A 13197-nucleotide genomic window follows, 5' to 3' on the forward strand; every position below is an offset into this window, starting at 1 on the left:
CGAAATGCTGCTCCAATCCATCTTTTATACGCACATAATGCGAATGCCTGCGGTTTGGAAAGCATTTTATCAAAAAAACAAACAGCCGGCCATCCAACTAGGGGACAACCGGCTGTGCCGACGTGAGATGATAACAATTTAAACGAAGTATTGCTGTAATTTTGCCTGCTTGGACTGAAGTTCAGCTGTATCCACTTGCATTGTTAATGCGTCGAGCTGGCCTGCGGCATACTCCTGGAGCTCGATCCGAAGCTGCTGGGCCAGTTGCGTATACCATGCGTGCAGCTGCGGCCTATACGCTGCATACAGCCTGTCCGCTTGGGATTGCACGTAGACGGTCAGCGGTTCGTTCAATTTGGCCTCAAGTTCCCGGCGAAGCTGCTCTTTTCCATCGCCCTCGAAAAATTGCTTCGCATTTTTATAGAACCCGGTCAACCATTTCAGCTGCACGGCATCGGCGGCAAATGGAGCCTCTGCTTCCGGTGTGGCAAACGGATTGGCAGCGTAGGCGGAAGGTTCAAAGCCTGCCAGTTCATTCCCAAACGACTGAATCCACTGCAGCCTGCGTTTGCTAGCCTGGCGATGAAGCGAATTTTCGACGCGCAGTGTGGTGGCGAGCACCTCTTGGGACAGATCGAAAGCGATCATCTTACGCAGGTCATCCCAAGCCGATTGCATCAATGCTTTGATGTCGCGGCCTTGCTCGCGGAACAGAGCCGGATTGTAGGCGTGCAAAAACAGTTCGCCAAAGCGGTAGGTCGCCCGCTGTTTTACGTAGTATAGCAGCTCATCAATTTCTTTGCGCAGCTCACGTTCTTCCGGCTCCAACGACAGATCGCCGAGGCTGGACAGTGCTCTCTCCAGTGTGCGCCGTATGGCGGATGCGCGGTTTTGCCGTGCGGTCTCATCCGATTGTGCGGCGGATATCCACTGCTCCAGCACATCAGCGGCACGCTGCAGGTCGGTTTGACCGGCACGTATGGCGATTTCAGTCAGCTCTTGCAGGCTAAAGCGGACAAAGTCTTGCTCGAACGCAGCAATGCCCGACGCCTGGATCGTCTCTTCGTCACCTGCCAATTTGGCTTCCAAGGCGTAGTAGCTCGACAGCGGATAAATTCGCGGCTGACGGATGCCGTGCTGCTGCAGGTTACTCCTCACATGGGCCACGACACCGTCCAGCTCTTCTGCCGAAGCAGCTAAGTCAGCAGCATTGACGATGAAGAACATTTTGTCCAGCTCGAAGCTGTCTTTCACCCGGCCCAATTGCAGCAGGAACTGCTGATCCGCATGGGAAAAAGCATGATTATAATAAGTGACGAAAAGAATCGCATCAGCGTTCTTAATATAGTTAAATGCAACACCCGTATGACGCGCATTAATGGAATCCGCTCCCGGCGTGTCGACCAGTACAATGCCTTGTTCGGTGAGCGGGTTGGAATAGTACAGCTCGATCAGATGCACAAAGCAAGATTTGCGCTCATCCGCGGCATATGCACCGAATTGCTCGGCGTCGATGCGAAGCTCCGCGCCCAGCTCGCGTTCAACGTCATCCCATCCGCTTTCCACAGCCTTGAGAAACGTATAGTGGGGCTTGCCCTTTGCCGATACCTGATCGGCGGAAAGGCGACGAATCGCGGCGAGCGCGCTCTGCAGGTCAGATGCAGAGACGCCAAGCATCTCCAGCGAATAAATGACGTCCTCGGTCAGCCGTTCCTTGCTCTTCATCAACACTTTCGCTGTACCGTGCGGCCAGCCGTTCTCCGGCTCCGGCGGCATGATTTTGTTAATCGCCGCTGTCGTTGGATTAGGCGACACAGGAAGTATACGCTCGCCGATTAACGCGTTAGCGAACGATGACTTACCCGCGCTGAATGCGCCGAACAGCGCGATGGTGAAGCGGTTGCGCTCGAGCCGCTCGACCTTCTCCTGCAGCGCGCGGCAGACGCTCGCGAGCGGCKCGAGCCCCGCGAGCTCGCGGGCGCCGGCGGCCAGCTGCGCCGACGCCTCGCGCAGGCGGGCGCGCTGCCCGCCCTGCGCGAGCGGCGCTGCGCCCGCGCGCGGGGCGCCGCCCGTCGCAGCGGCCACGGCCGCGAGCGCGCCGCGCGCAGCGTCGAGCACGGCGCTGGCGCCGGCAGCGGCGCTGCGCGCGGCCGGCTGCGCGGCGGCGGCGCTGCCTGCGGCGGCCGGGTCCGGCAGCGCCGGCTGCGGCGCGCGCACGGCCGCGAGCGGCGCAGCGAGCGCTGCCGCGTAAGCCGCCTCTGCGGCGGCGAGCCGCTCGAGCTCGCGCAGGCTGGCCAGGCGGCCCTGCAGCGCCTCGAGCTGCCCGCGCCAGGCGAGCAGCTGCGGCTGCAGCGCTGCGGCAAGCACATCCGCGAACGCGTCGATTTCCTCGAAAGCGCGCTTGCGGTACTGCTGCTTCACTTCAGCGGCAATCTGCTTCGCGTAATTTAATGTGTACTCGCCGCCGAACACAGCCGCTTCATTCACCTGTGCCGCCAACCATTCCGGCTGCACATGCACTTGAATCCGTTCCGCGCCTTCCCTTACGCGCTCCGGATCGACCGAAGCCGCTTCATCCGTCGCTTTCAGCAATGTCTGCTGCAGGTGCCGTTCCACCTGCGAGGCGACTTGTCCGGCGAAATCGGAGTGGAACGCTTCCAAACGCCGCTGCACTTCCTTCGCGGTCTTGGCCGCACTGCCGAACAGCCCAATTTTGAAACCAGGCTTACGGCTCTGCAAATACTCATGCGCCAGATCCCGCGTCACTGCAGGCGTAATGTTGGCGTTCTCCAATATCGTAACCGTCTCCTTGCGCAAAGCCGCCCGCAGCACCTCAGGACGGGCCTCCGCCTGTGCTATGGCTTCGCTTAACTCCGCCCACTGGCTCTGCGCGGACTCTACACCCTCATGAGCAGCCAGCCGGGCACGCAGATCATCCTTCACCGGGTCATTTCGCTCCGCCATACGATCGGCATGTGCCACAGCCAAATGCTTGGCTGACTTGTCCAAGCTGAGCAGAGTTAATGGATCCCGCTGTTCGATCAGCCGCTCGAGCAGCCAATCCAGCTTGCTCCATTCGCTGTGCGGATGATCCGGCGATTTCACGGAGGTATAGACAATGCCGTCCGGCTGAACGTGCCAGTTCTCAAAGGCCTCCTGCACCCCTGACTGATAAGCGGAAAATGACAGTTCTTGATCCCTGTGCTTATCCACCTGATTTATAATTAAGTAGAGAGGCTTGCCCCACTCTTTCATTTTTTTCGTAAATGCAAAATTAATCTCTGATTGGACATGGTTGTAATCCATCACATAAAAAACGACATCCGCCAGATGCAAGGCCGATTCGGTCGCAAGCTGATGCGCATCGTCGGTTGAATCGATTCCCGGCGTATCCAACAGCGCCGCATGCTTGCCCAAAAAAGGGATCGGATACTGCAATGCCACCGTTTCGATCGCTTCACCGTCCTGGCAATAGGCCGCAAGCTCCGACAAGGGCACGCTGCGTACCTGTGTATCTTCGGTGCCTGCAGCTGTCCGGTGCACCACCGACGCGCCTGCTTCCCCGTTGCTTATACTCACGATGTTTGCGCTAGTTGGAATTGGACTGGATGGCAGCAGCGGGTACCCCACCAGCTTGTTGATCAAGCTTGACTTACCGGCCGAAAAATGGCCGCAAAAAGCAATATACAAATGGCCGCTTTCCGCTTTCTGCAGCAGCTGTCTTATTTTGTTGCCGTTTTCAGCGTCACCGGCGTCCGTCACCTGCTGCAGCAGCGAGCGGATCGCCTCTCCTAACGTTTCCCCGAGTACACTTGCGTTGCTCATACCAATCTCCTCGTAGTAAGGTAACTGTCAACAAAGAAAAAAACCGAATCTCTTCGGTTTTCAGTGTACCACAATTTCATTAGTCGGAATGAAGATTTCAAACAAATTTTTGTGCTGTAAAATGGTTATGTCGCGGTCGCGTACTTTCATTACGACCACTTCAGGCTTCGTTTTCATACGGTCGAGATAGTTATCCGGCACATCGCCCGATTCCATTACCGTAACGCCTTCCACCTGCTTCTCCTCATTCTCCTCGAACGGGGTATTCAGCACCTTCTCATAAATATCGGAAAACACTTCAAAATCATTTGTGTAAACGGAAATGCATTTCATTGTAGATCCCATCCTTCATCTGCTCTTTGTGGTAAATATTTCATATTATAGGTTTCCTATGGCTGGCGGATTTCATACGTTTTTTTCCTTCCCGGCATACATCTGCCAACGGGCATGCGGCACACTGCGGGTTCTGAGCCTTGCAATGGTACCTTCCGAAAAAAATAAGCCTATGATGTGTTAATGTCCATTCTTCTTTGGGCACTAATTTCGTCAGCTTTTTCTCCACTTCCAGCACGGAATCCTTTAGGTTAACCATTCCTAACCGTTTGGAGACACGTTCCACGTGAGTATCGACGGCAATAGCCGGCACGCCGAAGGCGTTCGATATTACAACGTTCGCCGTCTTGCGGCCTACTCCGGGCAGTTCGACCAACTGCTCATGCAGTTGAGGAACTTCCCCTCCATACTTGTCTAACAAAAGGGCGCACAAAGCCTGTATATTTTTGGCCTTGTTACGGAAAAGTCCAATTCGTCGTATGTCCTGTTCCAATTCCTCCAGAGGGACCGCTAGATAGTCCTCCGGGCGTTTGTACTTCTGAAATAGGGTGGCCGTCACTTTGTTCACTGTTTCATCAGTGCATTGTGCCGACAGAAGTACCGCTATCGTCAGTTCAAAAGGATTAGTATGGTTCAACTCGCAGTGTGCGTCGGGGAACATGTCGCCCATGGTGTCTAATATGGTGCGAACCTGTTTCTTGTTCATGCGAGGTTACCTCTTTCCGGTTGTATGAGATTCAGTTTACCTAATCCGCGGAAAGGAATCAATGACTTGACCTGACAAAATGCGAACATTTGAAGAAAATTTAGTTAACTTTAATCAATAGTTAATAAAGAAGACCGCCTAGAAAGGCGAGAACTACCAGTTCACCCTCTAGACGGTCATTTGGAGCCAAAGGTTACAGCTGCACCAACAAATATCTACTTTTCGATTTCGACAATTTTACCATCTAACACATAAATAGTGACTTCTTCGTTTTCGGTAAACGCATTTGCCGTCACGGTCTCGGTCCCTTTATGCAGATATGCTTTGGGGAAAAAATTAAAGGCCGTTTTGTCATCGGACGCGGTGGCTTTGAATACCAGTTGGTTCAATAGCGTGTCATAGGACGACACCGTACGTTTTGATGGGGTTGCCACAGAAATCGTTGTCTTGTCGCCTGCGTCCTTGATGATTTCTACTCGATCGTTAGGCTTCAGGTTAGTCAAAGCGGCCGAAGCGTTCCCATTGTGCTTGATGACAAATTGCTCACCGACAGGCACCACTTGCACGCCATTGTTATAGTCCTCCACAGTGACTGTGCCGGCCGCAGTGTCGATGCCGGTCAATTTACCGCGGACGGAATTCAGCAGGACAATTTTATCTACGGTATTACCTACATAAGTCACCTTTATATATTCATCCTGCACGATATCGTCGAATTTCGCCGCACTTTTGCCAGGGCTTGAGATCTTGTCACTCAAGTCCACTTTGAATGTAAACAAGCCGCCATTCTCGTCTTTCGCACTCACCTGTCTCGTGTCTGCGTTAGCCGCTAACGTCTTGTATACTGCTGTTTTGGTAGGCGAGATATTCATGAGCTCATCCTGCGACCCATTTAATTCAGCCACTACGATATCTCCTACCTGTAAATCGGACAGTGTTGCGTTGTCCTTGCCCCACACCGATACCGGCACCCCTTCATCGACATCAAAGGTAATATTTTGTCCGCTGGCGGTTCTGATCGATACCTCATCGGAAGTGCTGTTCACCTGTGTGAGCGTGCCTTCAACGCGTTTCGTCAACGCTAGCGTGATGACCTTATCTTTGGACACCGTGAGGTCAATCTTGTCGCCCTTCTCAAACTTGGCAGAGAAGTTTTTCAGCGGGACCGTGGTCTCTCCCTCTTTTAACGCGGTATCCTCCGTCAGTTTGAACGCGAACGTTTCTCCGTTCTCATATGTTCCAGCGAGAAGCTGCGTGTCTGGATCGTACACGCTGATTGTAGCAAAAGTCATCTGCTTGATCGACCGATTTGTCACCGCTGCGTGGACAATTTTTTCGTTGAGCAGCTCCAGCTTAAGCTGGTCACCTATCTCGAGATCGAAAAAACCGGCATTGCTAAGCCCATCGATCTCAACAATTGCGTTATCTGCAATAAAATAAGCTCCCAAGCTCTTGCCGTTAATGTTGATCGTCATGCTCTTCTTGTCATCGCTGATGCTCATTAATGTCCCTTCCACGGTTGCGTTCACGTCCGCCTGCTTTCGAAGCGTCAGGTTGACAAGTTGATTGGCCTTTACCTCATAAGTGACCACATCACCTACACGCAGCTTACTTATATCAGAAGCGGCACCGTCAGGCAAGCTAACAGGTACCAACGCGGCTAGCGTGTACGTCTCCTTCTGGCCGCTTGATTGTTCCACAAAAGTAACGCTGTTTTGGTCCTTCTGAATGCTGTCTACCGTACCTTCCGCCGTTTTGCTGACAGGCATTTGTTTCACGATAATTTGGCTGATTTTGGCCTCCGGCTTCAGCAGGCTCCACTTCAATTCAATGATACTGGCAGGCGGGATAGAACCGATGCTAAGTCCTCTTCCGTCCTTATCTGTCACGGTAACATTCGGTGCCAGTTCTTTTAATTCGACACCGTTTCCTTGTGTGACAGCGATCTGCATATTGTTTAGATACAGGTCCTTGAGCGTACCCTCGATAGATCCCATTTTCTCCTCATCGTTTGTCAGCTCTATGTAAGTCGCCGTGCCTTGCTTCGCAATAATGTACACCTCGTGCGTTTCTTTCAGTGTGGACGATGGTATACGACTGTCATCCCTGCCGTGATAGATGACTGTTGTCGGGGTTAAGGTAAACGCCTGGGAATGACCCTGTTCGTTTTGGATCGTAAGCTTTTCATCTCTGAGCTCAAGAACATAGCCAGTTGCAACCTTGTTGGAACGGGTGGTTAATTCTTTGTCGGCCCGGCTCAAAAATGTTGCCATTTGTGCCCGGGTGACCGCGCCTTTCGGTTGAAAGTTGTTGTCGTCCACACCGTCAACGATTTTCAACGAGACCGCTGCATTCACAAAACCCACGGCCCAGTCGGAAAAGTCTTTGGCGTCTTTGAACGCCGAAGGAGTCGAAGCTTCCTTTTCAGCGAGATCCTGCTTGTTAATCACCCTGATGACCAACTTCGCCACCCATTCTCTGGTAGCGGGACGCGAGCCCCATGCGGTTTTTGCTGTGACGCCGGTGCTCTCAGTTTCTTCATTTGTGGTGATCAGTCCCACATCAAATGCATATGCGACATAAGGCTTTGCGTAGTTGTCGACAGTGAAAGGGAGCACAGTCTCCGTTTTGCTTTTCAGCACCTCGTCTTCCAATCCCATCATACGAATAGCCATGATGAGTACATCTTGCTGAGAAACCGAAGCTTCCGGACGGTATTCGCCTTTTTCGTAGCCTTCGATAATTCCAAGCGCTGATAACTTCGTAATATGCTTGATTGCCCAATGCTGGGGGCTCACATCTTTAAACAGTGCGGATGCATCCGAACCAGTCACCTGCCCGCTGTCGGCCGCAGACTTGGCTGGGGTGTCAGCCCCTGCTTCTTGCTTGGGCGGGGCTTCGGCGGCGAAGGCAGGGCTGCTCAGCATTAGAGATAAAGCAACCACAGCCGCAGCTATTTTCCGTGCTTGTTTGCGCTTGTTGTTCATTCCTCTTGTTCCCCCCGGTATTTATACGTTAAATCGGCGTTGCACAAGGTCAAGTGCCGCGCTGTATCGGATGAGGCAGCTCCACATGCCCCATTAAGCTTTCGACAGCTTGCCCGTCCATCAAAAGTTCCAGGCTTTGCACCTCTGAAAACTGGAACACCGTTTTCTTCAATGCATCTAACAATAAAGCCTCGCCCCCCGAACCGACTCTGGCTTCGGGGGCCATACTCATATCGACGGTGAGCAGTCCATCTTTGAACTGGGCCGATTTCACGGTAAAACCTTTGAACAGAGCCACCCGTTCGCTGTCATCGCTCTCGCCCAGCAGCTTAATGGCGTAAGCATACTTGTCTGTATCTTCCTGGTAAGAGATAGTCGTTTCGTGCTCTATCAATCTCTCTGCGTCCACGTCGCCATAGTAGACTTTGACGTTCATTTGTCTGTGGTGCTGCGCGGCGGCAGATGCCGGTGGCGTCCGTGATCCATTCATCTGTGTCGGCTCTGGTGTCGAACTGTCTCCCGCCGGGTCTTTTACCTGTCCACAAGCGGACAACAGTGCGAGCATCGCAACGCTCAGTACTGCTGCATTCAGCAGACGATAGTGCATCTTACCCTCTCCTTAGCCGATCTTCAGCTGCTGTTTGATGGCAGCGACGATGGATGCGGCAACCTTATTTTGAAAAGCGTCCTGGTACATGATACTTTCTTCTGTTTGATTGGAGAGAAAGCCGACTTCTAGCAGAACTGACGGCATGGTTGTGTTCTTGACCACGTAGAATCCCGACTGCTTTACCTTTCGGTCAGGAAAACCTGTCGCCTCGAGCAGATGCTCGTGTATAATGCTAGCAAATGGCATGCTTTGCTCCGTATAATAATACGTCTCCACACCCCGCACCGATTCTTTGGCAGCAGCATTGCCATGCACAGAGACGAATACATCCGCTTCTCTATCATTAGCAAAAGCGGCACGGTCGGCCAATTCGACGAACGTGTCGTCTGTGCGTGTCAACAACGCTTCAATCTTCGGTTCCTTTTGCAGAAGCTTCTCAATCTTTAGGCCCAACGACAGTACAAAATCCTTCTCACGCCGTTCATTCACGGAGATAGCCCCTGTGTCTTTGCCGCCGTGGCCAGGGTCGATCACGACCCTGTACTTGTCTTTGGGCGGGATTAAAGTCCATGCCAGCTGCGTCCCTGTTACGTCTACCACAGGCTTGAACACTACCTTTTTGGTTAAATCTACTATTATTCTAACGGTATAAGGCTCTTTTGAAAATAGTGAATAGCGAATTTGTGACACCGTTTCGGAATCGATCTTTATGGTGCCCTGGCCGTTGTCGCCGAGCTTCAGTTCGGGATCCAGCTGACCGTGCGGAATATTAATGACAACACGGTGTGGTTCTGATTCATAAGACAATTCTGGAATGGCTTTCCCACCGCTCGTATTCACTACGAATCGGTCACCCGCTACGGCCAGAGAGTGCACCGTACTGAGTGCCGCTTGCACATCTTCTGCCTCATTGGCATCATCAGAATTGTGACCGGCTGCAGCTGCGGTGTTGGCAGGCTTGTCCGCGGAGGCACTGGCGCCAGCTTTGGCTTCTCCTGTTGTCGTCTGAGAGCTGAATACAGCACCGATCGGTGCGCGATCGCCATCAACCGCACCGGGGTTCGCAGCAATGCTGCTGGCAGGCTTCTTGTCCTCGGATTTTGCGGACGCTGCCCCGGTCGTAATGTTCTTGCCGGAATCGGCCCCACCTGCATCGTCTTCACCGTCCGCTGGCGTTGCTTCGCCGGCCGTGTCCTCACGATCTTCAGAGGCCGCAGCCAGTCTTTCGCGCTCTGCGTTGTCTGGTTCCTTCAAAAACACCGAACGGGTTAAATCATCCCAGGTCACGTCCAGCCCCAACTGCTCGCCTATGAATCGCAGGGGAAGCATTGTGCTCCCCTCCACAATTGTTGGTGGCGTTTCTAGTTTGTAGGATTTTTGGTTGACGGTAACATCCTTTTTGTCAATATAAAGCTGGATGGTAGTGTTGGCTTTAGCTACTGTCACTTTGCGGCTTTTTTCTTCCCATTTTACTTTCGATCCGAGAGACTCTGCGATAATACGAATCGGCACAACTGTATTGTCCTTTATAATTCGCGGCGCTACCTCGGCGGACAATTGTTTGCCGTTGAGGAACAGCTGGATCGGCTGCTCAGCCCCGAAAACAACTACGGGGAGCGCTAGGATGGACATCAGCAACAAAGAAATCAATGCAGTTAAAACTCTCATCGTACACCTCAGCTCTGGTATATATTAGAATTAACAAAAGAAAGTAATTAGTAGGTATGCGTTAAGTGGCGAATTCTGCCATATAGTTAGACTACCAGAAAACAAAAAAGTTTCGAGAAATGACAAAATGAGCCTAAAGTCGCATAAGCTGCGGTTTAGACTCTTGTAAACTGTCATTTGTTTAATCCAATAGTTTCTCACGGGGCTATATGTATACAAAAAAGCCGTTAGCGGCCGGTAGGCCCCAACGGCTGATTAATTACGCGATCTGAACTAGACGAGATTGCTCCAGCAGCGCCCGGAACTGATCTCCGGACAGTACTTCCTCTTTAATCAAGATGTGCAGCGACTGCTCGAACACAGCACGATGGCTTTCCAGTGTCTCTCTCGTACGCTCTGTCAATTGCTGAAGAATAGCTGCATTTTCTTTCATCAGCTCTTCTTTGGTCACCATTTCCCGATCGATAATACCTAGATTCGTAAGACCGGAATCCATCATAGTCCTTACCAGATGCAGCGCCTGCTCGAAGTCGTTTCGGGAGCCAGTGCTACGTCCCCCATAGAACATCTCCTCAGCCACAGCACCGCCCAGCGCAATCATTATCTGATCTTCCAAATGCTTTTTGGTATATAAGTACTGGTCCTGCTGAGGATTGTGTCTGACATACCCCAGCGCCTTGCCTCTCGGACTTAGCGCCACTTGTGACACTGAGCCCGGCCGCACTACTTCGGCTGCGATCGCATGACCTAATTCGTGCAGTGCAACGCGGTCGCGTTCTTCTTTGGTAGATTCGCGATCCGTTTTCTCGCCCATCATGACCTTATCGACAGCTTGCGATAGATGCCGCTGTTCTATCAGGGATAATTCTTCGCGCATCGCGTAAATTGCAGCTTCATTCATTACGCTTTCCAATTGTGCGCCGGAGAAATGGAATGTTTCTTGGGCGATCTGCTCCATATTGACCTCCTTCGCCAACGGTTTGTTTTTCGCATGAATATTTAAAATATGCAGTCTGCCTTTTTTATCGGGCAGGTCAACTTCGATGTGACGGTCGAAACGCCCAGGGCGGAGCAGCGCACTGTCGAGCATTTCCTTTCGGTTGGTGGCAGCGATAATTAACACGCGCGGTGATTCGCTTGTATGAATCCCATCCATCTCAGTCAGCAGCTGATTGAGAGTCTGATCATACTCACGGTGCTGACCGCCGTCGCGTTTGCCGCCGATCACATCGATTTCATCGATAAACAGAATTGCGCTCTCTTTATTCTCTTTCACAGCCCGAGCCCGTGCTTCTTTGAACATGTCGCGGATTCTGCTCGCCCCGACCCCGACATACATTTCAACAAATTCACTGCCCGCCGCGGCCATGAACACCGAGTTCGTATAGTGTGCCGCCGCTTTAGCCATCAACGTTTTCCCTGTGCCCGGAGGGCCTGTCAGCAAAATACCTTTTAACGGACGAATGCCCAGCTTTTGAATATCTGCATGCTTAATGAGAAAATCGAGGGCCTCTTTCAACTCGCCCTTAGCGCGCAGCTGCCCGCCAATATCGTCAAACGTCATATAACTGGGGGAGGCACTTTTCGCTTTGCGGTCCGATCCGCGAAAACCTCCGCCGGCCCGCATGCGCGTCATTAAAAATATAGTTGTTAAAATTACGGTCATAAACACCAGCGGCATCATATCAATGCCGATGAAATACAAAAATATAAAAACTACCGGAGTGATTCCGATAAATAACTCTTTATAGATTTTACTCATTAGGCCATACCCCCATTAATGTAGGCGTTCTGGGCAGCATTACATACTTGCTTTTCTCGCCATCGGTTAACGCAATGTACACATACTTGTCATCCATCTCCGTAGACACGTTTATGCTACCGCCGGACGCTGCTGCCCGCTCCTGCAAATTTTTCGGGATTTCAGCATATTGTCTCGTTTCCATCGATTGCGCTACGTCGAACAGTGCCGACGACCACCAGGAGTCGATTTCCGGAGAGGATTCATTGACCACTTTCACAGCGAACACCCGGTCACCCAAAATCTCAGCCCCTTCTTTTTGAATGCGGCTGTACACTTCCCGTAAGTTGGTGCCCGGCTGAAGCTTCAATTCCAGCTCGGCTTTGCCGTTTGTAATGTGTGTATTCACCAATTCCACACCCGGTGTATTATTAATGACTTCCGTCAGAGGATTTTCCATAGCAACACTTTGATATACGAACCAACCGCCAAACAACACGATTGCCGATATAGCAACACTTAGTACAATTGGCAAGAGACGTAACTTCATAGAGCTATCGTCCCCCTTTCTATGAATATATCAATTTCAGTCTACAATTAGTATATCATAAGATATATACCAATGCTGATGCAAAGTGTGGAAAGTGTGTGAAAAGTAACAGATTTTTTCGACTTTTTTTCCGCGAGACATTAAATCAGACGTAGTAAAGACCTATGATGTTTCAGAAATATGGCTGGGCTTGCATGATGGGCGCGGTGACAAAAGAAGCGCCCGCGAAATCAGCCATAGGTTCATCCTTCAGCTTGAGCAGCAGCGCTTCTATGCATTATTGGATACTTAAACGGTACGTATCGATGTGGGAGCCGTCCTTAAAATTGTAGTAATCATAATAATACCGGTCATCGCCCGACTCCTCGGAGCTGACGTTATAAAATACCTCCCACACGAACATGCCGTTAAGGATACCAGGTGTGGACCTCAATACTTCCGCTCCAGGCTGCCTGGCGAGAACAAGCGGCTCGACGTTCTCTACAGCGAGCCCTTCGGAGGCCATTTGCGTATGAAGGCTGTCTTCGCCCACCCATACTATCATTTTGTGCCCGATCTTATCTTCGCCTTGTATGACAGTGTACGGCTTCTCGCCGACAAATCTTTCCACCTTATTCACTTTGGTCAAAATCGTTTTCTCGTAGGCGGTCAGTACGGCTGTGCGTTGGATTTTCCACTCATCCTCCTGCACAGAATTGACAAAACGTATGCTGAAAAACAGCAGCAGCGAGGTAATGACAACAGCGGCGGCGGCAATTCTGATCTTCACGGGTTCAG

General features: G+C 51.6%; 9 protein-coding genes. All 9 read right to left on the bottom strand.

Annotated elements, in window-relative coordinates; all coding sequences use genetic code 11:
- Positions 1-138: 138 nt before the first annotated feature.
- The 9 genes from CBW46_RS05725 to CBW46_RS05765 all read right to left on the bottom strand — a co-directional run bounded on the left by CBW46_RS05725 (position 139) and on the right by CBW46_RS05765 (position 13189).
- A complete protein-coding gene (locus tag CBW46_RS05725; RefSeq protein ID WP_089199041.1) occupies positions 139-3825 on the bottom strand; it encodes a dynamin family protein in 3687 nt (1228 codons plus the stop codon).
- 60 nt (positions 3826-3885) lie between these two features.
- Positions 3886-4158: an NAD/NADP transhydrogenase alpha subunit gene (locus CBW46_RS05730; RefSeq protein WP_089199042.1), complete on the bottom strand. Its 273-nt coding sequence runs from the start codon at positions 4156-4158 to the stop codon at positions 3886-3888.
- Positions 4159-4198: 40 nt separating this feature from the next.
- Positions 4199-4864: an endonuclease III gene (gene nth, locus CBW46_RS05735; RefSeq protein WP_089199043.1), complete on the bottom strand. Its 666-nt coding sequence runs from the start codon at positions 4862-4864 to the stop codon at positions 4199-4201.
- Between the two features lie 215 nt (positions 4865-5079).
- Positions 5080-7851, bottom strand: coding sequence for an S-layer homology domain-containing protein (locus CBW46_RS05740; protein WP_089199044.1), 2772 nt, complete (start codon positions 7849-7851; stop codon positions 5080-5082).
- A gap of 49 nt (positions 7852-7900) precedes the next feature.
- Entirely contained in the window at positions 7901-8458 is a 558-nt protein-coding gene (locus CBW46_RS05745) for a GerMN domain-containing protein (RefSeq protein WP_089199045.1), read from the bottom strand.
- A gap of 12 nt (positions 8459-8470) precedes the next feature.
- The gene (locus CBW46_RS05750) at positions 8471-10129 is read right to left on the bottom strand and encodes an N-acetylmuramoyl-L-alanine amidase family protein (protein WP_089199046.1); all 1659 of its coding nucleotides are present in this window, start codon (positions 10127-10129) and stop codon (positions 8471-8473) included.
- A gap of 259 nt (positions 10130-10388) precedes the next feature.
- On the bottom strand, positions 10389-11891 hold the full coding sequence (locus tag CBW46_RS05755; RefSeq protein WP_089199047.1) for an AAA family ATPase: 1503 nt from the start codon (positions 11889-11891) through the stop codon (positions 10389-10391).
- Entirely contained in the window at positions 11884-12420 is a 537-nt protein-coding gene (locus CBW46_RS05760; RefSeq protein ID WP_089199048.1) for a hypothetical protein, read from the bottom strand. Before CBW46_RS05760 ends, CBW46_RS05755 begins: the two co-directional genes overlap by 8 nt.
- 277 nt (positions 12421-12697) lie before the next feature.
- Positions 12698-13189, bottom strand: a complete 492-nt coding sequence (locus CBW46_RS05765; RefSeq protein WP_089199049.1) for a cell wall elongation regulator TseB-like domain-containing protein — start codon at positions 13187-13189, stop codon at positions 12698-12700.
- Positions 13190-13197 lie beyond the last annotated feature (8 nt).

Source organism: Paenibacillus xerothermodurans, assembly GCF_002220865.2.
Taxonomy (GTDB): domain Bacteria; phylum Bacillota; class Bacilli; order Paenibacillales; family NBRC-103111; genus Paenibacillus_S; species Paenibacillus_S xerothermodurans.

What these genes read in the sequence shown, in the direction of transcription:
- CBW46_RS05730 (WP_089199042.1), bottom strand. Translation starts at nt 4,158, where the DNA reads ATGAAATGCATTTCCGTTTACACAAATGATTTTGAAGTGTTTTCCGAT.
- nth (WP_089199043.1), bottom strand. Translation starts at nt 4,864, where the DNA reads ATGAACAAGAAACAGGTTCGCACCATATTAGACACCATGGGCGACATG.
- CBW46_RS05740 (WP_089199044.1), bottom strand. Translation starts at nt 7,851, where the DNA reads ATGAACAACAAGCGCAAACAAGCACGGAAAATAGCTGCGGCTGTGGTT.
- CBW46_RS05745 (WP_089199045.1), bottom strand. Translation starts at nt 8,458, where the DNA reads ATGCACTATCGTCTGCTGAATGCAGCAGTACTGAGCGTTGCGATGCTC.
- CBW46_RS05750 (WP_089199046.1), bottom strand. Translation starts at nt 10,129, where the DNA reads ATGAGAGTTTTAACTGCATTGATTTCTTTGTTGCTGATGTCCATCCTA.
- CBW46_RS05755 (WP_089199047.1), bottom strand. Translation starts at nt 11,891, where the DNA reads ATGAGTAAAATCTATAAAGAGTTATTTATCGGAATCACTCCGGTAGTT.
- CBW46_RS05760 (WP_089199048.1), bottom strand. Translation starts at nt 12,420, where the DNA reads ATGAAGTTACGTCTCTTGCCAATTGTACTAAGTGTTGCTATATCGGCA.